This window comes from Gynuella sp. (genome assembly GCF_050297175.1).
In the GTDB taxonomy this organism is placed as follows: domain Bacteria; phylum Pseudomonadota; class Gammaproteobacteria; order Pseudomonadales; family Natronospirillaceae; genus Gynuella.
Genome location: NZ_JBNKSF010000027.1, coordinates 40,118 through 62,286 on the forward strand (window position 1 = coordinate 40,118; position 22,169 = coordinate 62,286).

Here is a 22,169-nt window from a genome sequence, read left to right on the forward strand (position 1 = left end):
CTTATGAAAAGAATAGCACGACTGTTCATATGGATAACCATGACACGTACGCACGGTTAAGTTAACCTTCCGGAAAATCTGCATCAGATGATCGAACCCATGAACTCTCTCGCGAATGAACGAATACTGGTTGGTATTACCGGTGGCATTGCTGCTTATAAGTCAGCCGAACTGGTACGCCTGCTAATTAAGCATGGTGCTGATGTTCAAGTGGTGATGACTCCAGCAGCAGAAGCCTTTATCACACCACTGACGTTACAAGCATTATCCGGCAAAGCCGTCAGAACGTCCCTATTGGATGAACAGGCTGAGCTGGGTATGGGCCATATCGAATTGGCCCGTTGGGCCACTTGTGTGATTGTGGCACCTGCAAGCGCAGACTTCATTGCTCGTATGGCCACCGGTATGGCCAATGATCTGCTTTCAACGGTTATGCTGGCGTTCAAAGGTCCGGTTTTCCTGGCCCCGGCAATGAACCAGGCCATGTACAGCAATCCAATGACCCAGAAAAACCTGCAAACACTGTTGGACTTGCGACTGGAAGTGACCATTTTGGGACCAGCCAGTGGTGAGCAGGCATGTGGTGATACCGGCCCGGGAAGAATGCTGGAACCGGCAGAGATTGTAAGCCGGATAAATGATTCTCCCCCTGCTATGCTGGCGGGGAAAAAAGTCGTGATCACCGCTGGCCCAACACAAGAGCCCGTTGATCCTGTACGTTATATCTCCAATCATAGTTCGGGCAAAATGGGTTATGCCATTGCCGCCGCCGCCCTTTCCGCCGGTGCCGAGGTCACGCTGATTTCCGGCCCGGTTGCCCTGCAGCCACCGGCTGGTGCCCGACTGGTCAATGTGACTACCGCAATTGAGATGGCCAATGCAGCTCTGGAGCATTGCTCTCATGCGGACATTTTCATTGCCACTGCAGCTGTCGCAGACTTTCGTCCGGACACTGTTCATCCGCACAAACTCAAAAAAACCTCAACATCGGCAGCCCTGGATTTACACCTGGTACAGAATCCGGACATTGTCGCTCAAGTTGCTGCTCTGGGTAACGACCGTCCGGCAAAAGTGGTCGGATTCGCAGCTGAAAGCCGGGATGCCGAAAAATACGGTGCGGAAAAAAGAACTCGCAAGCAACTCGACATGATCGTTATTAATGATATTTCTGTCGCCGGCCTTGGTTTTGGCAGTAACTATAATAAAGTGACTATACTGACCGGGGAGTCACGTACTGAAATCGGCCCCAGCCTGAAAACCGACATTGCCCGGCAACTGATTGCTTTTATGGCTGAACACTGGCAGCTTAATTCATCTGACTTAAAGGAAAACAATGAAGTCTCTACAAGTTAAAGTACTCGACCAGCGTATAGGTGGTGAAATTCCGCTCCCCCACTATGCAACCAGCGGTTCTGCCGGGCTGGACCTGAGAGCAGCGCTACAACATGATCAAGTCATTCAACCTGGCGAAACGATCCTGATTCCTACCGGTCTGGCTATTCACATTGCCGATCCTGGCTATGCTGCCATGATATTGCCACGCTCCGGACTAGGCCATAAACATGGTATTGTGCTGGGAAATCTGGTCGGCCTGATCGATTCTGATTATCAGGGAGAACTCATGGTCAGTTGCTGGAATCGCGGTAACAAGGCATTTGAAATGGTAGTTGGCGAAAGAATTGCGCAGTTAATTATCGTACCGGTGGTACAGACAGAGTTTGAAATTGTGACTGACTTTGATGATTCTGATCGTGGCGCTGGCGGTTTCGGCTCTACTGGTAAACACTAACCAGATCTGAAACATGCTCAGAGCGTAATAAAAATAAGGGCTCTATCGTGAAACGACGTACAAAAAAACAACCGAATAAAGCTGAACAGTCATCACGTGGGTTGATGAGATATATTTTCAGTGGCGTGTCGGTCTGCCTGGTTCTCCTGGCACTGCTTGGTTACTGGTTGATCGATTTTGTCGTCAAGCCGGCGAATGAAAAGCATCGACAGGAACTGACCGGCATATATACGCAGCAATATGAAACCTACTTTACCAACACGCTCAAGCTACTGCATGAGCGGGTCCGTCAGGTAGCGGGCTCCGATCAGGTTGTCCGAGCAGTGAGAGCAGGAAACCTCCTGTTGCTGGAAAATCTGTCAACGGCACTCAATTCCCAAATGACTGGCGCTCTGGCAACACATATCTTTGCAACGGATCAGGCGGATGTGATGCCAAATACCGTTCCGCCGGTTAGTTTTGCCCAGCTTGACATGATCCGCCGCGCGGAACAGGGTCAGCAGGTGCCGGTCGAGGCTCTGCAACACGAAAGCCGCCCTTATTTGCAAATCGTCGAGGCTGTCCGCAGCAACGATGTAATCATCGGCACCATTTCCGTCAGCATGAATCTTAGCGCGCTGAAAGACGGACTCGGAAGCTTTGATGTGGCCGCCGGAAGTGTCTCTCTGGAACAAAAGTTCAACAATGGTCCCAAACAGACCCTGATGCAATATGGCACCAAAAACGCTAACCCCACTCTGACGATACGAACCGACAACCCGAACTGGCAACTGACGTTTCAACCATCAGACCGATTGTATCGATCTGATATCATCAACCCCAACATCATTCTCATCCCCCTCGCGGCATTTGGCGCAGCGCTGCTTGTTGTCATGGCAATTTCTGGTTACAGCCTACAGAAAACGGTCCGCAACGATGCCGGCGATTTCACTCGCTATACCCAGAAATTACTGTCAGGTCATAACATCGATCTGCCCAGTTTCAAACTCAGCCTGTTTCTGTCTATGGCCAAGAGCCTAGCGAGAGTGAGGGTTAAACAACGACCGCCCAGTCCCAATGAGGTGACGAGCCCTTTTAGTTTACCTGTCGGCCAATTAGATCAGGAGCCGGTCGCACAGGATAATCAGCCTCTGGCTCCACAAGACGAAATTCTTGATATCGATATGATCGACGAGGATCAGGACATACTCGGTATTGATGCCCCCGAAGCCGAACCTGTGATCAGCATGCAGGTGGAAGAAACCATCTTTCGCGCCTACGACATTCGAGGCGTCATCGGTGAAACACTGGATAACACCGTCGCTCGCAAAATCGGCAAAGCGATTGGCAGTGAAGCCTATGAACGGGGCGAACAAACGGTCATTGTTGCCCGGGATGGTCGTTTATCCAGCCCTGAACTGGCTAGAAATCTCGTTACCGGATTGACAGAAACCGGTCGAGACGTCATTGATCTTGGTGCCGTGCCAACACCACTGATGTACTACGCCACAGAAGTACTGGGGATCACATCCGGTGTCATGGTGACCGGAAGTCATAACCCTGGAAACCATAATGGATTCAAGATTGTACTCTCAGGCCAGACACTCTCCGGCCAGGAAATAAAAGGACTATATCACCGAATTAACAACCAGAACTTTCTTAAAGGTTCCGGGTCTGTGACACACAATGAAATCGTTGGCAATTACATCAATCGAGTCGCCGGCGAAATCCGTCTGGGAAATCGACAGTTTAAAGTGGTGATAGATGCAGGCAATGGCATTGCCGGCAAAGTTGCGCCTTCGCTATTTGGGGCTTTAGGATGCGCGGTGCACCCCATCAATTGTGATGTAGATGGCCGCTTCCCTAACCACCATCCCGATCCAAGCGATCCGGCTAATCTGCAACAACTGATCAATGCTGTCACAGAAACACAGGCAGACATAGGTATCGCTTTTGACGGTGATGGCGATCGCCTGGGAGTTGTCAGCCCATCTGGAAAGATTATTTTCGCTGATCGTCTGCTGATGCTGTTTGTCAGAGATTTGCTGACTCGAAACAACAACGCAACCGTTATTTACGATGTGAAATGCAGTCGTCACCTGCACGACATGATCAGCGGCTATGGAGGCCAGCCAGTCATGTGGAAGAGCGGGCATTCACTGATCAAGAAGAAAATGCGTGAAACCAATGCTCTTCTTGGCGGTGAACTGAGTGGCCACATATTTTTCAAAGAGCGCTGGTATGGATTCGATGATGGCTTGTACAGCGCCGCCAGATTATTGGAAATACTGCAAAAAACAGGTCAGACGGTTGATGAGCTGACTAACACTTTGCCCAATGACATCAGTACACCGGAAATACCTGTCTCTGTGGATGAAAGCTCGAAATTCAGAATCATGGAGAGAATGGCACGAAATGCAGTGTTCAGCGGTGGAAAAATGAGCACGATTGATGGCGTCAGAGTTGAGTTTAATGACGGCTGGGGGGTAGTAAGAGCATCAAACACCAGTTCCAATCTGATTTGTCGGTTTGAAGCAACCAATGCCGCAGCCATGGCCAGAATACAGGAAAGCTTTAAGCAGCAGCTGTTGTCCATAGACAGCTCATTACAATTTCCGTTCTAATATGTGAAACTACTCAACAAGAAATCCAAGGGTTACGTAAATGCCACTTGATATAAACAGTGCGTTAAACTTTGCACAAGTCCTTAGTGAAGCCCTACCTTATATCCAGCAGTTTCAGGGAAAGACCATCGTGATCAAGTACGGTGGCAATGCCATGACCGAGGAAAATCTGAAATCCAGTTTCGCCAGAGATATTGTATTGCTCAAAACCGTTGGCATTAATCCGGTAGTGGTACATGGTGGAGGCCCTCAAATAGGTAATCTGCTGGAAAAACTCAACATCAAATCCGAGTTTATAAATGGTATGCGGGTTACCACCTCTGAAACCATGGATGTTGTGGAAATGGTTCTGGGCGGTTTGGTTAACAAGGAAATCGTAACCTTGATCAATCAACATGGTGGTAAAGCTGTCGGCCTGACCGGTAAAGACGGGCGCCTGATTCACGCAAAAAAAATGAAGATTAAAACCATAAGCCCGGATCTTCAAAAATCAGAAATCGTCGATATCGGCCACGTTGGTGAAGTCGAAAAAGTAGATCCCAATGTTTTACAAATGCTCATCAAGGGAGACATTATTCCGGTTGTTGCTCCTATTGGTGTAGGACATGATGGTGCCAGTTATAACATCAATGCAGATCTTGTGGCTGGCAAAATCGCCGAATGCCTGCAGGCAGAAAAACTTATCCTGCTGACCAATATATCAGGATTACAAGACAAGCAAGGTAATGTCCTGACCGGGCTTTCAACCGGTGAGGTAGATGCATTAATTGAAGATGGAACCATTTATGGTGGCATGCTACCAAAAATCCGTTGTGCACTGGATGCCGTCAACAACGGCGTTACCAGCTCTCACATAATAGATGGCCGGGTATCCCATGCCACATTACTGGAAGTGTTTTCCAATGAAGGGGTAGGCACTTTGATTACTAATCATAAGCAAGCTGAGTCATGATCCAAGCTGTACAAAAAAAAATAAACCGAAGAGAACAAATACTTCAGTCACTGGCACAGATGTTGGAAAACCAGCCAGGCAGCCCAATTACCACCGCTAAACTGGCCAATGCCGTAGGCGTTTCTGAGGCCGCTCTGTATCGACATTTTCCCTCTAAGGCCAAGATGTTTGAAGGACTCATAAGTTTTATTGAGGAGACACTGTTTAGTCGTATCAACCGCATTCTTCAGGAAGAGAAACAAACAGAAATCAGATGTAATGCCATACTGACACTTATTTTGACATTTGCAGAAAAAAATCCTGGCATGTGCAGAATATTGAATGGTGATGCTCTAGCTGGAGAAACCGATCGTCTACGACAACGGGTGGCTCAGTTGTTTGATCGCCTTGATACACAACTTAAGCAAGTATTTCGGGAAACAGAAATTCGAGAAGACGCGCAACTGCGGCTACCAGTCAATGCTAGCTCCAATCTGGCACTTGCCGTTGTACAAGGGCGCATTGGTGAGTTCGTTCGAACTGAATTTGCACACTCTCCTACTCTTTACTGGAAAGAACAGTGGGCTGCCCTTGCGCACGCACTGTTTATCTTTTAGATCCTCAATCCAAAACGCTGACTAGCAGTCATGACCCATCATCTGTTCAGTCAGCCTTTATCAAAAAAGCTGTTACCGCAAAAACAACACCTTACTTTTGTTTGTTCTTGACCAATTCTGCAACCCGTTGTTTATCCAGTTCAAACTGTTTGTCATCCTCAACTTTACGGGCTTCAACTTTCTGAATATCAACATTAATGGTCTCCATCAGCGCCTGTACCTCCTGCATTTGCTGCAACAAAGTCTCGGGGACGGGTTTATTGACACGCTCCAACGCTGCAGCCTGAGAGCGCAGTTCGTCCAACTCAGTCTGCCGGATGGTCAATTGATTACGCTTAAGCTTGATCTCAACATCCAGTCGACTCATCCAGGAAGCTTTCGCCCGATCAACATCTTCTGGAAAACGATATAACTTCATTAACTCTTCGTCTCTGGCACTCTGCATCTCCTGCCTTTCTTTCTCGGCTTTCATTTTGGCCAACTCTTCGGCAGATGGCGCAGGAGGAACCACTTTAAGCACCTGTCCCTGTTCATTTAAAATTTCATATCCTTTAGAGACAAACTCAGGGGGTATCATGCTTTCCAGCACCAGGGTGCCGTTTTGGTCGGTATAACGATAAAGGTTCGCTGCAGCAGTCCAACCGGCGGTCATGAACACTACAATGCAAACAAACTGTTTGCCCGATTTCATACTCGATTCCCAATATTAAGATACTTGATAAATATTTCAGGACAACCCGAAATTACCCAATCGCTTCATTAACAATATGACAATGCTGTCAGAGAGATCACTATTTTCTTTGCAGAAAAACAGAAGCCTTACTACAGCCAGTACGGAAGCGGTTCGTTTATTGTGGTTTTCCTGATTCTTAAACATAGCAACCATCGGACAAGGAGGAGAGTCTGTCAAGGTCAATCACAAGCTTAGACAGCCGCCGGTCACCAGTATTTATCGGGTCACTCCAAATTGCTCCCGGTAAGCATAAATACTTTCCAGCTCAGTCTTCATATCCGGACGCTCGCGCAGATATTCCACAATGTTATCAAGGGAGATGATACTGATGACCGGAATGCCAAAGTCACGCTCCACTTCCTGAACAGCCGACAGATCGGATCGACCTTTCTCCTGCCGATCAATCATTACCAGAACACCTGCAGGTACAGAGGCCGGATAGCGACTGATAATATCCATCACCTCCCGTATCGCAGTACCCGCCGTGATCACATCATCTACGATGAGCACCTGCCCCTGCAACTCAGCACCGACCAGCGAGCCTCCTTCACCATGGTCCTTTTTTTCCTTGCGATTAAAAACATATGGCGTGTTTATTTGATAATCACGCTGCAGCGCTACAGCAGTTGACACCGCCAGGGGAATACCTTTGTAAGCAGGCCCAAACAGAAGATCGAAAGAAAGATCCGATTCTATGATTGCCTGGGCATAGAACTTCCCCAACTGGGATAATGCAGCACCATCTTTCAGTAATCCGGCATTGAAAAAATACGGGCTTTGCCGTCCGGATTTCAAAGTAAAATGGCCAAACTGCAAGACTTTCTGGGCAAGTACAAACTCAATAAATTCTGACTGAAAAGGTTTCATAATCTTTTTACGGTTCCAGTTTCAAGATACGGATTATGCCATTATATCTGAGCAACCGACTCAAATCCTGCCATACGGATGGGCACCTAAAAAGAGATTAAAAAGATGTGTCAAAATGTGTATATTACCTGACTCCAAACGTGTGGATAATCCTGGGGGTTCCTGGTTCAATCTGTTTTTCAGTCTACAAACAGGAAAACTGAGCTAAACTGAAATATGAAAATTTTTCTAAGCTCCTCCAGCACTAAATATCAATGAAATGCCTCCAAACAGGATGGTCGACTTGTATTCATATCTGCGCTTATGCGCACGATTAATCGGAAATAGGAACAGATGAAAATCATCACCTTGAATTTAAATGGTGTCGAAAACGCAGAGGAAAGAGGTTTCAGCGAGTGGCTGAAAAACTGTGATGCGGATATCGTTTGTGTTCAGAATCTGCGTTGTAAAGAGTATCAGATACCTCAGCATGTTCTTGAAGTGCCGGGTTTCGAGGCTTTTTTCGCAGATGCCGAAGAGGATGATTTCAGTGGTGTCGGGATCTATTGCCGCAAAATGCCGAAGGCCGTCATTCGTGGACTGGGATTCCCCCAATGTGATATTGAGGGCCGGTTCATACAGGCCGACTTTGATAATTTCAGTATCTGTTCTGTTTTGTTTCCCTATGCCAGCGATGATGAAGAGCAAGAGCTGAAGTTCCAGTTCATGGAACAGTTTAAGGCACATCTGAAAAAAACCCGTCGCAAACGCCGCGAGTATATCTTCGTGGGTACCTTTCACATGGCTCACAGAACCATTGATCTTGGCAATTGGGAAAACCATCAACGCAATCCTGGGTTCCTACCCGAAGAGCGCGCCTGGATGGATCAGATAGTAGGACCATTGGGATACGTTGACGCATTCAGACAAATCAACAAACGCGAACTGCAACATACTTGGTGGCCATTTGACGAAGCCCAGCGCTTTGGTATGCGGATTGATTATCAGATTATCACGCCGGAGCTGGCCCCTTATATCGACACTGCGAGAATTATTACTGACCCCCGCCTGTCTCCTCATTGCATGTTGGAAGTGGATTACGACCTGGAACTGTAATCCATTCCAGTGTTTCAATTGCACAATTCATTTGCACTACTTCTAACAAAGACCTAACATGAGTTAAACAAGCCAAACTTTTGTTAGAACTATGACTCCTCAAGAACTTAAAGTCCTCCAGGCTTTGCGCCATAACCCTATGGCTAGCCAACAGGAAATTGCAAATCAACTGGGACTCTCGCGCGAATCTGTCGCCGGCCACATTATGCGCCTGACACGTAAAGGCAAAATCATTGGGAAAGGGTATATTTTTCCACCCCCAAAAAGCATTGTGGTGATTGGGGGAGCCAATGTTGACCTCATTGGTTCCAGCTTCCATAGCTTTCTGCCGGCAGATTCCAATCCAGGCAGCATCAGCCAGACGGCGGGTGGAGTTGCCCGTAACATTGCTGAAAACCTTGCCCGCCTCGGGACACAGGTACAACTGGTTTCGGTCATTGGCAATGACCCAAGAGGACGCTGGCTGCTGGATGATCTGGTTCGTTGCCAGATCAGCACCGAGCACTGCATGGTAAAACCCGGGCTCTCCACCGGCACTTACATCGCTTTGAATGATTCCAGCGGTTTTCTCCAGGGCGCCGTTGCAGATATGAGCATTATGGATAAATTTGGCCCGGATGACCTGATCAGCAGATTACCCACATTACAGGCCGCCAATCAGATTCTGGTGGAAGCCAATTGTTCCGAAGAATTAATCCAATGGCTTGCCGAACAACAATTCTCCAGCCCGATTTCCGCAGATGCAGTGTCTGAAACCAAAGCGCCACGATTAGCAGCTCTACTGCCCAAACTCAGCATTCTGAAAACCAATCGGGCAGAGGCACTGGCGATTCTGCAGCAATCTTCATTATCCAATGATGAGATTCTGGACGCGCTACTGGAAAAAGGTATTAAAAAAGTACTATTAAGCCTTGGTGCAGAGGGCGCCATATTGGCGAACAGCGAACAGCGGATACAAGCCGCTCCACCTAAAACGGATCAGATGATCAGCGATACCGGTGCGGGCGATGCATTGATGGCAGCAGTGATGTATTCGGAGTTGCAGGAGCACACTCTGCAACAGCAGCTTCAGCTAGCCCTGGCCTGCGCTACGTTTACGCTCAAGTCCACACTCGCCGTCAACCCCGATCTCAGTTACGAAAAGATTCAACTTTGGATGGAAAACTCATGCACAAACATTTAGACATCAGCACCGAAGTACAACAAGCTCTGGCAGATAACAAACCCGTGGTGGCACTGGAAAGCACAATCATCTCCCATGGCATGCCCTGGCCCAATAATGCTGAGACCGCATTTAAAGTAGAACAAGTTATCCGGGAAAACGGTGCAATACCTGCCACCATAGCAGTTATAGATGGACGGTTGAAAGCAGGACTCAGTCGCGACGAAATCAACACCCTGGCCAAAGCTGGCCATTCCGTCATTAAATGTTCCCGACGGGACCTGCCTTATGTTGTCGCAACCGGCAAACATGGCGCAACAACTGTTGCAGCAACAATGATTATTGCCGCTATGGCCGGTATTAAAGTATTTGCCACCGGCGGAATTGGTGGAGTACACCGGGGAGCACAACAGACATTTGATATTTCGGCAGATCTGCAGGAACTGGCGCAGACCAGCGTCGCCGTCGTATGTTCTGGTGCCAAATCGATTCTGGACCTGGCATTGACGCGTGAATACCTGGAAACCCATGGTGTACCGGTTATCGGCCATCAAACTGAGCAGCTGCCGGCTTTTTATACCCGTGACAGTGACCAGAGCGTGGACTACCGACTGGATGATGCGCAACAAATTGCTACATTTCTGAGAGCCAAATGGAGTCTGCAATTGAACGGCGGTGTCGTCATCGCCAACCCGATCCCAAAACAATACGCCATGGACAAGGCCCAGATTAATGCTGCGATTGAACAAGCACTGGAGGAAGCCATGCAGAAACAAGTCGGTGGGAAAGAGTCTACTCCGTTCCTGCTGGAGCGAGTGGCACAACTGACTGGTGGAAACAGTCTCGAAAGCAACATTCAGTTGGTATTAAACAATGCGCGGCTGGCAGCAGGAATTGCGACAGAGCTAAGCCAGCTTTAGTACAGCGGCACACTTCTCAAAAACACTATCCCATGCTGGCTTACGTCTGCATTGGATAGTGTCGTTCTTACCTACCGGTTCTTTAGACTTCAGTAATGCTCCAGCCACACAACATCATCGGTTTTTGCAATCAACCAAGGGTGCAGGTCGTTGCCATACAAAGAATTGTCCCCTAACCGTCATTTACAAAGCCCCAATATCCCTGCGCAGGTTTTCTTTTGGGTCGGTAACGATCCTTTCCAGCACTCTGATCCGTTCCTCCAGCTCATCGATACGGCGAATCTTCTGCTCCAGTTCTTTTAATTGCTCACGACTGATTTTCTGTGTGCGCATTCGTTGTCTGATAAGTTGTCCTATCGTGGAAATCAATACGATCAACACCACCATCTCAAACACAGTAATTTGAAACATTAGCAACTCCAAAACCCAGAATAGTCCGTTAGACGTTCAATTTACGCAGTGGTTTAAAGCCGTTATCAGGCTCTCTCTCATGTTCACTCATAAGAAAAATACAAATCATACGCCCGTTCAGTCGTTTATGTGAGTCAGAAATTATTGGCTTCCATTGGCTGAAGGGGCTAATTTCAACTACGCTAAATCTAAATATTTTGATGCTGGCAACCATGCACAATATGTTGGAGTTATAGTGTGGCATTATCTACGACGGCCTCTGATGAACGGTTAGTGTTTGCAAATGAACCAACAGAAACCGAACAAAAACCACCCCACAGTGGCGCCTGGAACATACTAATTGTCGACGATGAACCGGATGTGCATCAGGTCACGATGCTTAGTCTACGCTCTGTACGGATATTGGGGCGTGAACTGGCGTTACATCATGCATACTCCGGGGCACAGGCAGAACAGCTGTTGAAAGCCAATCAACACTTTGCAGTCGTCCTGTTGGATGTTGTCATGGAATCAGATGACACCGGACTGAAGCTGGTGGAATTTATCCGCAGAACCCTGAAAAATGACGAAATTCGCATTATTCTGCGTACAGGGCAACCTGGCATGGCACCGGAGTCAAAAGCTGTTGCCAATTACGATATCAATGATTATCGCGCCAAAACAGAACTGACCCGCACCCACCTGATTACTTCACTCACATCTGCGTTACGCTCATTTCAACAAATTGTTACTCTGCATAATACTCAGCGGGATATGGCCAAAATTGTTAGCACCGCCAATCTGATGATGCATACTGGCTCTCTCCCCAGTTTTGGCATGCAAATGATTGAACAGATCCGCTCCCTGCTGGATGTTGAGGCTCCGGCCGCTTTGTGCTGGAAAGACCTGGAGTCCTCAACACAGGCATGGCATGTACTGGCAGCTGATGAACACTTCCAATGCCTGGAAGGCAGCATTATCGATGTCCAACACCCACTGTTCGACCGGCTCAATCAGGCAGTTGACTGTGAACAGTGGTTCGACAATCAATTACAAACAAGCTTAACGATTGGTCACACGCAAGAGCGTCAATTCGTTCTGATCATGGACAAACACTTTAAACCGGAGTGGCATCATGTAGAAACTCTGCGGCTTATGCTGCTGACTCTCACTTCCAGCCTGGAAAACCAACTACTGTTGGAAAACCTGAAAACCCAGGCATGGGAAGACAGCCTTTGTGGCATACCAAACCGTGCCAGACTGATGACAATCCTGGCTTCCACTGTACAGTCACCGGTTAATTACGATCTCTACCTGCTGGACATCGATGAGTTTTCAAATATCAATAGCGGTCTTGGCCAGGAAGTTGGAGATCATGTGCTGATTCAACTCAGTCATCGGCTTAATTCACTCATGACCGATATCGGCATGATATTCCGAATATCCGGAGACACGTTCGCCATACTGTCACCATGTAACTTCCTGTCCACGGAAAAACTATTTGAGCTGTTTGACAGCCCTATTCAAGTTGCTGACTCAGATCTTCGTATTATTGTGTCCATCGGCAAAGTAGCAGATCTGTCTCAATGCAGCAGCCCTTCCGATGCCATGCGTAAAGCCACTATGGCACTTAGTCAGGCTAAGGCTTTTCAACGCGGCGAACTGGTTACCTATGCAGATCATCTGGATGAAATTGTCAGCGCCCGTCTCAAACTGCTCAACAAGCTGAAAAATGCCATTCGCAACAATGGGCTGTGTTTGTATTACCAGCCCAAAGTTTCCTTGGTCAGTGGACAGGCGAATGGATTGGAAGCGCTCATGCGATGGCCCACAGACGATGGATTTATCCCACCACAGGACTTTATTTCTGTTGCCGAATCATCCGGGTTAATCTTTGAACTGGAGAGATTCTTAATTCGTCAAACCTGTCAGGACCTTAAGGAAATAGAGAAAATTTGTCCCGATACAGTCATTGCCATAAATGTATCTGTGCCAGTGGTTGAAAGTGAGGACTTTTTTGAATATGTCAAAGACACTTTAAAAGAATATAACGTCCGGCCGGAACAACTCATGATTGAGTTGACCGAATCGATCATGATCCGCAATCATAAATTAATTAATAAGCGACTAAATCAATACCGGAGCTTTGGTATTCACTTTTCCATAGATGATTTTGGCACAGGATATAATTCGCTGACGTATCTGCATGACCTGCCAATTACCCAGATCAAAATTGATAAATCCTTTATCGATAACATGACCCAATCAAATAACGGCACATTCCTGTCCAGCGTCATCATATCCATCGCCAATCATTTCAACTTTGAGTCTGTTGCTGAAGGCGTGGAAACAGCCGAACAGGTTGTCGCACTGAAAAATATCGGCTGCAACTACGCACAAGGATACTATTTCTGCAAACCGTGCTCATTAGAAAACATCTGTAAGTGGCTGAAACAGACAAATCATCCCTGATAAGAATTAAACATTCCTGAAAAGACTGCCTGACGCAGTCTATATACGGTCTTCTGTCACCGGATCAAAGAATACGGCTTTGTCCATATTGAACATCAATACCATATTCTCCCCTGGACGACCGGCCTCTGCCGGGTGCACCCGACAATTCACCTCCTGGTCGCTCAACCGAACCAACACCAGCGTATCCGCTCCGGTGGGCTCAGTAACTTCAATGTGACACTCAAAAGAGACGATATTGTCACCATCGACCTGATGAGGTAATTGCTGGGTGATTTGCTCTGGACGTATCCCCAGAATCACTTCTTTGTTTAGATAAGCCGAAACCGTAGTCATGCTCTCAGGCACAGGAAGGTATTGTTTTTGCCCATTTGAATGTACTTCAGCAGACAACCGTCCATGATGATCAACCAGAGTGGCATGAATAAAGTTCATCGACGGCGATCCCATAAATCCAGCAACAAAAATATTGGCCGGATTGTCATACACCTCCTGGGGGCTGCCAAACTGCTGCAGATATCCATCTTTCATCACCGCAATACGATCCGCCAGAGTCATCGCCTCAATCTGATCGTGGGTCACATAGACAATTGTGGTATTTAAACGCTGATGCAACTTCTTGATTTCAGTCCGCATTTCCACTCGCAGCTTAGCATCAAGGTTGGAAAGCGGTTCATCAAATAAATAGATCTTGGGTTTCCTGGAAAGAGCCCGCCCCATAGCCACCCGCTGTCTCTGACCACCGGACAGTTGCGACGGCTTACGGTCCAACAGATGGGTAATCTGCAACAATTCAGCAACACGCTGCACTTCAGCCTCTATATCCTCTTTAGGAAACTTGCGAATCTCCAGTCCAAAGGCAATATTTTTCCGTACAGTCATATTCGGGTATAACGCATAACTCTGAAATACCATTGCGATGTCCCTGTCCTTAGGCGTGACATTCGTGACATCATATTCACCAATGGCAATACTACCGGAGGTCACATCTTCCAAACCGGCAATACAGTTCAATAGTGTCGATTTACCACAACCGGATGGACCAACTAAAATAACAAACTCACCATCCTGAATATCCAAATTGATACCCTTGAGAATATGAGTATCCGCAAATGATTTTTGCACATTATTAATTGTTAATGTTGCCATGTAATTTCACCTCAAACAGCCATCCAGACAACGACTGCATTAAATTTAGCTAGCCTTTAACGGAACCCGCCGTTAATCCTCTGACGAAATATTTGCCGGCCACGACATATACAATGATCGTTGGTAATGCGGCAATAATGGCACCGGCCATATCAACGTTATAACGTTTTTCACCAGTGGAGCTGTTTACCAGATTATTGAGCCCAACGGTCACGGGCTGAGAATCCGGATCACTGAATACCACACCAAACAAAAAGTCATTCCATATCTGAGTAAACTGCCAGATCACTGAGACGACAATAATGGGCGTACTGACCGGAAGGATAATGCGCCAGAAAATGGTGAAGAATCCGGCACCATCAAGCTTGGCAGCCTTAATCAATTCACCTGGAATGTTTATGTAGTAGTTGCGGAAAAACAGTGTCGTAAACGGAATACCGTAAATCACATGAACAAAGATCAGTCCTCCCACCGTTCCGGAAATCCCCAGCCATCCCAAGGCCTGAGACATGGGCAACAGAATCGCCTGAAATGGCAGAAAACAACCAAACAACAGCATAGCGAAAAAAGCATCGCTGCCACGAAAACGCCAGAAACTCAGAATGTAACCGTTCAAAGCTCCCAATATTGTGGAAATACTCACTGCCGGGATAACGATCAGGATCGAATTAATAAAGTAAGGGCGTAAACCTTTTTCATCTCTGGCACCAATCTGCGCCTGACTCCAAGCCTCACTCCAGGCTTCAGAGGAAAATGACTTTGGCCACTCGATCAACTGTCCAAGACGAATCTCATTCATGGAGCGGAAAGAGGTCAACACCATTAACAGCAGAGGTACCAGATAATAGATCGCGACAATAATCAGAACTGAATAGACAATCGTCCGACCAGTGATCGCAGCATAACGCTTATCTGTCAGAGATTTACTAGGCATTTTTGGTGGCCCTCAATTCTGAATATAAAAACGGAATCAGGATTGCAATAATCCCCATCAGCATAACCACTGCACTGGCTGCCCCCACCCCCATCTGACTGCGGGTAAAAGAAAACTGATACATGAATATTGCCGGCACATCTGTGGAATTGCCCGGACCACCACCTGTCAGCGCAACAATCAGATCGAATGATTTGATGGCAATATGAGCCAGCATAATAATCGCCGAGAAAAATACCGGCCTCAGACTGGGAATGATAATGCGGGTATAGATCGTCACCATGCCGGCACCGTCGATCTGAGCAGCCTTAATGATGGAGTTATCCACCCCCCGCAATCCGGCCAAAAATAATGCCATGACGAAACCGGATGACTGCCAGACTCCAGCAATCACGATGGTATAGATCGCCATATCAGGATTGACCAGCCAGTCGAAACTGAAACTTTCGAATCCAAGCGACTGAACAAAACGTTCAAGCCCGACAGTAGGATTCAACAACCATTTCCAGACCGTTCCGGTCACAATGAATGATAGAGCCATCGGATACAGATAGACCGTCCGTATAAAACCTTCGGCACGAATCTTTTGATCCAGCAGAATCGCCAGTAACAGACCGACAAACAGGCATATGACAATAAATAAGATTCCGAATATTGCCAGATTCTTAAGCGCCAGCATCCAGCGATCATTCATGAATAACTTCACATACTGCTGAAAGCCGACAAAATCATAAACCGGTAAAATTCTGGATTTGGTAAAGGACAACACACTTGTCCAGATAATAAATCCATAGATAAACACCATCGTCAAAAAGACAGTTGGAGACATAACCACCTTTGGCAGCCAGTACTCAATTTTGTCCACCAGACGAGGCTTCATTTTGATTGGTTGGGACATAATGATTATTACCCTGCATGAACGCCATTTACAAAGAAAGCATGCAATGATTCAAATGCCGGCCGGGGTTATGCCCCGGCCATTTTGGACACCAGTGTAAATCAGGTTTACATGGCGGCTTTGACTGAACGTGTGAGTTTTTTCACAGCGTCTTCTGAAGACATATCACTGTTGAAGAACTCAGTAATCACGTCGTACATCGCACCTTGAACGGTGGATGTGGCTGACATACCGTGAGCCATGGATGGCTCCAGACCTTTACCTGCTTTTGAAGTGGCAATGAAGGTTTTCATAGATGCCTTGGCACAACTGTCAAACGGCGACATATCCTGATCGATACGAACCGGGATAGAGCCTTTGTTCAGGTTGAATGTCTCCTGGAATTTCGGTGACAGTATCAGCTTGGCCATGACTTTCTGAGCTTCTGCGTTATCGGCATTTTTCTGTTTGAACATTGCCAGAGAGTCGATGTTGAAAGTGAACTCACCATCTGTACCCGGGAATGGCGCGCAGATAAAATCCTTACCAGGGGCTTTGTTGGCTGCGGTGAATTCACCTTTAGCCCAGTCACCCATAAACTGCATACCTGCTTCACCTTTGATCACCATTGCCGTGGCAACGTTCCAGTCACGCCCTGGAGATCCGGCGTCGATATACTCTTTAACTTTCCGGAACTGATCAAATGACTCCTTCATGGTATCGCTGCTCAATGCTTTCTGGTCCAGTTTGACAAAAACCTTGTCAAAGAAATCGGAACCACCAACAGCCAATACGATCGATTCGAATGTAGTCGCATCCTGCCATGGCTGTCCACCGTGAGCGATAGCGGTATATCCAGCAGCTTTAATTTTGTCAGCAGCAACCCACAGCTCATCAAGTGAGGTCGGAACCTTGGCTCCGGCCTTCTTAAACACTTCAGGGTTGGCCCATAACCAGTTGACCCTGTGAACGTTGACAGGGGCTGCTACATAATGGCCATCATTTTTCATGACCTTAGCAACGACTGGAGGGAGAATGTCATCCCAATGATTGGCTGCCGCGACATCATCCAGGTTCGCCAGGAACCCCAGATCACCCCACTCCTGAATTTCCAGACCTTTAATCTGAGCAGAGGCTGGGGGATTACCGGAAACCGCACGAGAACGCAGAACCGTATAGGCATTTTCACCTGCGCCACCGGCAACCGCGAAGTCTTTCCAGGTATGACCTTCCGCCTCTACCATCTGCTTTAACACAGCGATAGAGCGGGCTTCACTACCGGAAGTCCACCAATGCAGCACTTCAACTTCACCTGCCTGGGCAGCAGAAACAGACATGGCTCCAGCTATTGCCAAGCCTAAAATCGATTTGGAGAATTTCATTATGTTCATCCTTCGCGTTGTTATTTTATTTGTATAGCGAGCAATCACCTGTTATCGGCGAAAACCGAGCCAACAGTCAAAAAGCTTCATACTTTTTGATGATCTTGACTCATTCCCAGCAGTTTAGGTTGAGACTGACAATAAAGACGTAATTTAAGTAAACCTAGTGTAACTTAGTGTTACATGCCGTTGACCCTAATAATTTCCTCTTCACAGCTACGTTCTTCGGGTCCAGCTGATGCTATATTCCAAACCGCCAAACGGTTAGAATTGCCGCTTTTAACAACACCATTCAGAGCCGGACTACATGACCATAGAAGACACTATCGACTTTGGCTACCAGAAAGTACCTGTCACCGAGAAACAACAAAGAGTGGCAGAAGTCTTTCATTCTGTTGCCGCCAGGTATGATTTGATGAATGACCTGATGTCCATGGGCATTCACCGGCTCTGGAAACGTTTCACTATTGAACTGAGCGGCGTGCGTAAAGGACACTCCGTACTGGATATTGCGGGCGGTACCGGCGATCTCACGACTTTGTTCTCCAAACTGGTCGGCCCTCAAGGCCACGTTGTATTGGCGGATATCAACGCCTCCATGCTTCAGGTCGGTCGCGACCGCCTGCTGGATCGCGGCGTGGCCGATAATATTGAGTTTGTTCAAGCCAATGCCGAATGCCTGCCTTTTCCGGATAATCACTTTGACTGCGTCAGCATTGCGTTCGGTCTGCGCAATGTTACCGATAAACAGGCGGCACTCGAAAGCATGCTCAGAGTCCTGAAACCCGGTGGTCGCCTGCTGGTACTGGAGTTTTCCAAACCAACTAATCCGCTGCTGAGCAAATTGTACGACCAATACTCATTTTCCGCCCTCCCCTTTATGGGCCGTATTGTTACGCAGGACGCTAATTCTTATCGTTATCTGGCGGAATCCATTCGCATGCATCCAGATCAGCAAACACTTGCCGGCATGATGACAGAAGCAGGCTATGAGCAGGTTAAATATCACAATTTGACAGGCGGTATTGTCGCTCTGCATCGGGGGATTAAACCCTGAATGAAGACTGTTACGCTCGCCATGCTCAGCAGCATGGAAAAAATCGTTAATCAGGCTCTGAAATATGATCCCGCCACATTGGATAAAATGACGGCTCTCGGTGATTTCATTTTTTCCATCAAAACCACAGAACCGGCCTTCCGCTTATATATCCGCCTCCTGGATGGCGAGATTATGCTGCTGACCACGTGGGAAGATGAAGTGGATGCCAGCATGGAAGGTCCACTACGCAGCTTCATTCATCTGGCCAGAGAAACAGACAAAACCAAGGCTCTGATGGAGCACAACATTCGGGTCAGCGGTAATAGCCAGCAATTGACCCGGCTGCAGCATCTGCTGATTGATCTGCACATTGACTGGGAAGCCGCTCTGGCCGATCGCATCGGCGATTTGCCAGGACATCTGATGGCCGATGGAATACGCTTTACCGGTTCGCTGTTCAACAATGCGTGGCAGCATTTTAAGCGTTCCGGAGAAAACTATATCCGCGAAGAAAATCAATTGCTGGTAAATCCCACCGATTTCGCACAATTTTCTGAACAGGTCAGTCGTCTTCGATTCGATACTGACCGCCTGGAAGCAAGAGTCCGCCAGTTGTTGAATCACACCGAGGATGTTAAATGAGGCTGTTACGCCTGCTACAGGTGCTATGGGTGATTGACCGTTACCGTCTGGACAGATTTCTGCCCAAGCGCCTGCCCCTCAAAATTCGCATGTTGCTATGGCCTAATTTCTGGCGCCATTTCATTCGCCCCCCCAAAGACCCGGCAACCGGATTGAGGCTTGCACTTGAAGACCTCGGACCGGTATTCGTTAAATTCGGCCAGATGCTGTCCACTCGCCGGGATCTGCTGCCACTCAATATTGCCAATGAACTGGCCAGGTTACAGGACCAGGTCCCTCCATTCTCAGGAGAACTGGCACAGGCAATCATTGAAAAATCTCTGGGCAAACCGATTGAGCAGGTTTATGACAACTTTGACCGTAAACCACTGGCTTCGGCTTCGGTCGCTCAAGTTCATCCGGCACAATTGAAGAATGGTCAGAAAGTGGTCGTGAAAGTAATCCGGCCAGGCATCGACAGGATCATTGAAAAAGACCTCGCCTTGCTGCGAATTCTGGCTCAGTTGATCCAACTAATTCCAGATGGCAGGCGCCTGCGTCCTGTGGAAGTCGTGGAAGAATACCGCAAAACCATTCTCGGAGAACTGGACCTACTGGCAGAAGGTGCCAATGCAGCCACACTCAGACGTAACTTCCAGGATTCAGCGATGCTGTACGTACCCGAAATATACTGGGATTTCAGTCGCACATCGGTACTGACGATGGAGCGTATTTACGGTATTCCGGTATCTGGTATCGACGAGCTGAAAGCTCAAAACACCAATATGAAGTTACTGGCTGAACGCGGAGTGGAAATCTTTTTTACCCAAGTGTTCCGTGACAGCTTTTTTCACGCGGATATGCATCCCGGCAACGTCTTCGTATCCCGTGAACACCCGGATAGCCCTCAGTTCATTGGCATAGATTGTGGAATTGTCGGCAGCTTGTCAGAGGCGGACCTGAACTATCTGGCTCTGACGCTGTTGGCATTCTTTCGCCGCGACTACCGCGCTGTCGCACAACTCTATGTCGACTCTGGCTGGGTACCTGAAACCACGCGGGTCCACGAATTTGAAGGGGCCATCAGAACCGTCTGTGAACCCATCTTTGAAAAACCATTATCTGAGATTTCCTTTGGAGTGGTGCTGATCCGTCTGTTTCAAACCGCGCGCCAATTTAATATGGAAGTGCAACCACAACTGGTATTGCTGCAGAAAACCCTGCTCAATATTGAAGGCCTGGGACGAGAGCTGTATCCAGAACTGAATTTGTGGGAAACCGCCAAACCATTCCTGGAAAAATGGCTGCGTGATCGCTATAGCCCAAAAAGAGCACTACGCGAAATCATGCAACGAGCCCCATCCTGGCTAGAAAAAGCTCCACAAATGCCTGACATGATTTACCATGTACTAAACTCAGGCCAGTTATCTCTTAATCAGCAGGGCAACTATCAGCAACAAATCATCGAACTCAAGGCAGAGATGAATTATCGTAACTTTGCCCAACAATGGCGATGGCTGGCAAATATCCTGCTGATCGGTGCTGGTGTTGCTTGGTTTGGCTTTGGTAATCAGCCACTGACCGCAATATCTGCAATGGCAGCAGTGATTGCAGCCTTAATCAGTTTTAGGCGAAAAAAACATGGCTAATGACGTATTAACAACACTGACAGAAACCCTGGAGGCGCGTAAGAATGCCTCCCCAGAAAGCTCATACGTGGCCTCATTACATCACAAAGGCCTAAATAAAATTCTGGAGAAGGTTGGAGAAGAGGCAACCGAAACCATTATTGCCGCCAAGGATGCTCAGTCTTCTGGAGCAACCAAAGACGTTATCAGTGAGACTGCCGATCTGTGGTTTCATTCGCTGGTGATGCTTTCACATTTGGGGCTCACAGCCGATGATATACTACAAGAACTGGCCCGACGATTTGATATTTCGGGCCTCGAAGAAAAAGCGAGCAGAGGTCATTCAAAATGAGCGATTGCCTTTTTTGCAAAATAACCAATGGTGATATTCCGGCAACGATTGTTTATGAAGACCAGGATATGGTCGCATTTAAGGATATTGCCCCGAAAGCACCTGTACATATTTTATTGGTGCCCAGGGAACATATTGAAAGTCTGGAACAGGCTCAGCCAAAGCATTCAGAGCTGTTGGCCAGATTAATGTTGAAAACCGCCGATGTGGCACAACAACAGGGATTGGAACAGGGTTATCGTCTGATCACCAACAGTGGTCCGGGTGGTGGGCAGGAAGTCCCGCATTTACATTTGCACATTCTTGGTGATGTGCGCTCAAAAGACTACAAAGGCTTTTAAATATTTAGCGGAGAAAAATTATGTTGGGTGGAATCAGTATCTGGCAACTGGCAATACTTCTGGTCATTGTTGTGCTTATTTTTGGCACCAAGAAGCTAAAAAACATTGGTGGTGATCTCGGTGGAGCCATTAAGAGTTTCAAAACGGCAATGAATGAAGAGCAAAACAAACCTGAAGAAAAAAACGAACAAAGCAAAATTGAGCAGAAGGATGCGGACTTCAATGCTCAGGATTCCAGCAAAAAAACCGATAAGAGTCATTCATAGG

Annotated in this window: 22 protein-coding genes; 15 read left to right on the plus strand and 7 right to left on the minus strand. The window is 47.5% G+C overall.

Going from position 1 to position 22,169, the window contains the following annotated elements; all coding sequences use genetic code 11:
• The first annotated feature begins 99 nt into the window (after positions 1-99).
• From coaBC to slmA, 5 genes are read left to right on the plus strand one after another with little or no spacing between them, the layout of a single operon-like run.
• Complete coding sequence (coaBC, locus tag ACQY6I_RS10000; RefSeq protein WP_428241344.1) at positions 100-1,353, plus strand: bifunctional phosphopantothenoylcysteine decarboxylase/phosphopantothenate--cysteine ligase CoaBC; 1,254 nt, start codon at positions 100-102, stop codon at positions 1,351-1,353.
• Positions 1,334-1,789, plus strand: a complete 456-nt coding sequence (gene dut, locus ACQY6I_RS10005) for a dUTP diphosphatase (RefSeq protein WP_428241345.1) — start codon at positions 1,334-1,336, stop codon at positions 1,787-1,789. Before coaBC ends, dut begins: the two co-directional genes overlap by 20 nt.
• A gap of 47 nt (positions 1,790-1,836) precedes the next feature.
• On the plus strand, positions 1,837-4,392 hold the full coding sequence (locus tag ACQY6I_RS10010; protein WP_428241346.1) for a phosphomannomutase/phosphoglucomutase: 2,556 nt from the start codon (positions 1,837-1,839) through the stop codon (positions 4,390-4,392).
• 40 nt (positions 4,393-4,432) lie between these two features.
• Positions 4,433-5,344, plus strand: coding sequence for an acetylglutamate kinase (gene argB / locus ACQY6I_RS10015; RefSeq protein ID WP_428241347.1), 912 nt, complete (start codon positions 4,433-4,435; stop codon positions 5,342-5,344).
• Entirely contained in the window at positions 5,341-5,940 is a 600-nt protein-coding gene (gene slmA, locus ACQY6I_RS10020; protein WP_428241348.1) for a nucleoid occlusion factor SlmA, read from the plus strand. The genes argB and slmA overlap by 4 nt, the downstream gene beginning before the upstream one ends.
• Before the next feature lie 91 nt (positions 5,941-6,031).
• Here the strand turns inward: slmA and ACQY6I_RS10025 are convergent, their stop codons facing one another.
• Positions 6,032-6,631: a hypothetical protein gene (locus ACQY6I_RS10025; RefSeq protein WP_428241349.1), complete on the minus strand. Its 600-nt coding sequence runs from the start codon at positions 6,629-6,631 to the stop codon at positions 6,032-6,034.
• A 258-nt stretch (positions 6,632-6,889) separates the two neighbouring features.
• On the minus strand, positions 6,890-7,540 hold the full coding sequence (gene pyrE / locus ACQY6I_RS10030) for an orotate phosphoribosyltransferase (protein ID WP_428241350.1): 651 nt from the start codon (positions 7,538-7,540) through the stop codon (positions 6,890-6,892).
• Between the two features lie 333 nt (positions 7,541-7,873).
• Here pyrE and ACQY6I_RS10035 point away from each other — a divergent pair, with 333 nt between their 5' ends.
• The 3 genes from ACQY6I_RS10035 (at position 7,874) to ACQY6I_RS10045 (ending at position 10,717) form a co-directional block, all read left to right on the plus strand.
• Entirely contained in the window at positions 7,874-8,635 is a 762-nt protein-coding gene (locus tag ACQY6I_RS10035; protein ID WP_428241351.1) for an exodeoxyribonuclease III, read from the plus strand.
• Between the two features lie 91 nt (positions 8,636-8,726).
• A complete protein-coding gene (locus ACQY6I_RS10040) occupies positions 8,727-9,818 on the plus strand; it encodes a carbohydrate kinase (protein ID WP_428241352.1) in 1,092 nt (363 codons plus the stop codon).
• Entirely contained in the window at positions 9,803-10,717 is a 915-nt protein-coding gene (locus tag ACQY6I_RS10045; protein WP_428241353.1) for a pseudouridine-5'-phosphate glycosidase, read from the plus strand. Before ACQY6I_RS10040 ends, ACQY6I_RS10045 begins: the two co-directional genes overlap by 16 nt.
• 183 nt (positions 10,718-10,900) lie before the next feature.
• Here ACQY6I_RS10045 and ACQY6I_RS10050 read toward each other — a convergent pair whose 3' ends face one another.
• Positions 10,901-11,128 carry a hypothetical protein gene (locus ACQY6I_RS10050; protein WP_428241354.1) on the minus strand — a complete coding sequence of 76 codons (228 nt, stop codon included), beginning with the start codon at positions 11,126-11,128 and terminating at the stop codon, positions 10,901-10,903.
• 237 nt (positions 11,129-11,365) lie between these two features.
• Here ACQY6I_RS10050 and ACQY6I_RS10055 point away from each other — a divergent pair, with 237 nt between their 5' ends.
• On the plus strand, positions 11,366-13,579 hold the full coding sequence (locus tag ACQY6I_RS10055) for a bifunctional diguanylate cyclase/phosphodiesterase (protein WP_428241355.1): 2,214 nt from the start codon (positions 11,366-11,368) through the stop codon (positions 13,577-13,579).
• A gap of 39 nt (positions 13,580-13,618) precedes the next feature.
• Here ACQY6I_RS10055 and ACQY6I_RS10060 read toward each other — a convergent pair whose 3' ends face one another.
• The 4 genes from ACQY6I_RS10060 to ACQY6I_RS10075 form a co-directional block, all read right to left on the minus strand.
• A complete protein-coding gene (locus tag ACQY6I_RS10060) occupies positions 13,619-14,728 on the minus strand; it encodes an ABC transporter ATP-binding protein (protein WP_428241356.1) in 1,110 nt (369 codons plus the stop codon).
• Positions 14,729-14,777: 49 nt separating this feature from the next.
• Complete coding sequence (locus ACQY6I_RS10065) at positions 14,778-15,662, minus strand: carbohydrate ABC transporter permease (protein WP_428241357.1); 885 nt, start codon at positions 15,660-15,662, stop codon at positions 14,778-14,780.
• The gene (locus ACQY6I_RS10070; protein ID WP_428241358.1) at positions 15,655-16,560 is read right to left on the minus strand and encodes a carbohydrate ABC transporter permease; all 906 of its coding nucleotides are present in this window, start codon (positions 16,558-16,560) and stop codon (positions 15,655-15,657) included. The genes ACQY6I_RS10065 and ACQY6I_RS10070 overlap by 8 nt, the downstream gene beginning before the upstream one ends.
• A gap of 107 nt (positions 16,561-16,667) precedes the next feature.
• On the minus strand, positions 16,668-17,921 hold the full coding sequence (locus ACQY6I_RS10075; RefSeq protein ID WP_428241359.1) for an ABC transporter substrate-binding protein: 1,254 nt from the start codon (positions 17,919-17,921) through the stop codon (positions 16,668-16,670).
• 307 nt (positions 17,922-18,228) lie between these two features.
• Here ACQY6I_RS10075 and ubiE point away from each other — a divergent pair, with 307 nt between their 5' ends.
• From ubiE to tatA, 6 genes are read left to right on the plus strand one after another with little or no spacing between them, the layout of a single operon-like run.
• Complete coding sequence (ubiE, locus tag ACQY6I_RS10080; RefSeq protein ID WP_428241360.1) at positions 18,229-18,978, plus strand: bifunctional demethylmenaquinone methyltransferase/2-methoxy-6-polyprenyl-1,4-benzoquinol methylase UbiE; 750 nt, start codon at positions 18,229-18,231, stop codon at positions 18,976-18,978.
• Complete coding sequence (locus tag ACQY6I_RS10085; RefSeq protein WP_428241361.1) at positions 18,979-19,602, plus strand: ubiquinone biosynthesis accessory factor UbiJ; 624 nt, start codon at positions 18,979-18,981, stop codon at positions 19,600-19,602. It begins immediately after the preceding gene.
• A complete protein-coding gene (gene ubiB / locus ACQY6I_RS10090; RefSeq protein ID WP_428241362.1) occupies positions 19,599-21,230 on the plus strand; it encodes a ubiquinone biosynthesis regulatory protein kinase UbiB in 1,632 nt (543 codons plus the stop codon). Before ACQY6I_RS10085 ends, ubiB begins: the two co-directional genes overlap by 4 nt.
• Positions 21,223-21,561, plus strand: a complete 339-nt coding sequence (locus tag ACQY6I_RS10095; RefSeq protein WP_428241363.1) for a phosphoribosyl-ATP diphosphatase — start codon at positions 21,223-21,225, stop codon at positions 21,559-21,561. Before ubiB ends, ACQY6I_RS10095 begins: the two co-directional genes overlap by 8 nt.
• Positions 21,558-21,902: a histidine triad nucleotide-binding protein gene (locus ACQY6I_RS10100; RefSeq protein WP_428241364.1), complete on the plus strand. Its 345-nt coding sequence runs from the start codon at positions 21,558-21,560 to the stop codon at positions 21,900-21,902. The genes ACQY6I_RS10095 and ACQY6I_RS10100 overlap by 4 nt, the downstream gene beginning before the upstream one ends.
• Positions 21,903-21,922: 20 nt before the next feature.
• The gene (gene tatA, locus ACQY6I_RS10105; RefSeq protein WP_428241365.1) at positions 21,923-22,168 is read left to right on the plus strand and encodes a Sec-independent protein translocase subunit TatA; all 246 of its coding nucleotides are present in this window, start codon (positions 21,923-21,925) and stop codon (positions 22,166-22,168) included.
• Position 22,169: the final 1 nt, after the last annotated feature.

What these genes read in the sequence shown, in the direction of transcription:
- ACQY6I_RS10075 (WP_428241359.1), bottom strand. Translation starts at nt 17,921, where the DNA reads ATGAAATTCTCCAAATCGATTTTAGGCTTGGCAATAGCTGGAGCCATG.
- ACQY6I_RS10035 (WP_428241351.1), top strand. Translation starts at nt 7,874, where the DNA reads ATGAAAATCATCACCTTGAATTTAAATGGTGTCGAAAACGCAGAGGAA.
- ACQY6I_RS10100 (WP_428241364.1), top strand. Translation starts at nt 21,558, where the DNA reads ATGAGCGATTGCCTTTTTTGCAAAATAACCAATGGTGATATTCCGGCA.
- coaBC (WP_428241344.1), top strand. Translation starts at nt 100, where the DNA reads ATGAACTCTCTCGCGAATGAACGAATACTGGTTGGTATTACCGGTGGC.
- dut (WP_428241345.1), top strand. Translation starts at nt 1,334, where the DNA reads ATGAAGTCTCTACAAGTTAAAGTACTCGACCAGCGTATAGGTGGTGAA.
- ACQY6I_RS10095 (WP_428241363.1), top strand. Translation starts at nt 21,223, where the DNA reads ATGGCTAATGACGTATTAACAACACTGACAGAAACCCTGGAGGCGCGT.
- argB (WP_428241347.1), top strand. Translation starts at nt 4,433, where the DNA reads ATGCCACTTGATATAAACAGTGCGTTAAACTTTGCACAAGTCCTTAGT.
- ACQY6I_RS10065 (WP_428241357.1), bottom strand. Translation starts at nt 15,662, where the DNA reads ATGCCTAGTAAATCTCTGACAGATAAGCGTTATGCTGCGATCACTGGT.
- ACQY6I_RS10050 (WP_428241354.1), bottom strand. Translation starts at nt 11,128, where the DNA reads ATGTTTCAAATTACTGTGTTTGAGATGGTGGTGTTGATCGTATTGATT.
- ACQY6I_RS10045 (WP_428241353.1), top strand. Translation starts at nt 9,803, where the DNA reads ATGCACAAACATTTAGACATCAGCACCGAAGTACAACAAGCTCTGGCA.
- pyrE (WP_428241350.1), bottom strand. Translation starts at nt 7,540, where the DNA reads ATGAAACCTTTTCAGTCAGAATTTATTGAGTTTGTACTTGCCCAGAAA.
- ACQY6I_RS10040 (WP_428241352.1), top strand. Translation starts at nt 8,727, where the DNA reads ATGACTCCTCAAGAACTTAAAGTCCTCCAGGCTTTGCGCCATAACCCT.
- ACQY6I_RS10070 (WP_428241358.1), bottom strand. Translation starts at nt 16,560, where the DNA reads ATGTCCCAACCAATCAAAATGAAGCCTCGTCTGGTGGACAAAATTGAG.
- ACQY6I_RS10025 (WP_428241349.1), bottom strand. Translation starts at nt 6,631, where the DNA reads ATGAAATCGGGCAAACAGTTTGTTTGCATTGTAGTGTTCATGACCGCC.
- tatA (WP_428241365.1), top strand. Translation starts at nt 21,923, where the DNA reads ATGTTGGGTGGAATCAGTATCTGGCAACTGGCAATACTTCTGGTCATT.
- slmA (WP_428241348.1), top strand. Translation starts at nt 5,341, where the DNA reads ATGATCCAAGCTGTACAAAAAAAAATAAACCGAAGAGAACAAATACTT.
- ACQY6I_RS10085 (WP_428241361.1), top strand. Translation starts at nt 18,979, where the DNA reads ATGAAGACTGTTACGCTCGCCATGCTCAGCAGCATGGAAAAAATCGTT.
- ubiB (WP_428241362.1), top strand. Translation starts at nt 19,599, where the DNA reads ATGAGGCTGTTACGCCTGCTACAGGTGCTATGGGTGATTGACCGTTAC.
- ACQY6I_RS10060 (WP_428241356.1), bottom strand. Translation starts at nt 14,728, where the DNA reads ATGGCAACATTAACAATTAATAATGTGCAAAAATCATTTGCGGATACT.
- ubiE (WP_428241360.1), top strand. Translation starts at nt 18,229, where the DNA reads ATGACCATAGAAGACACTATCGACTTTGGCTACCAGAAAGTACCTGTC.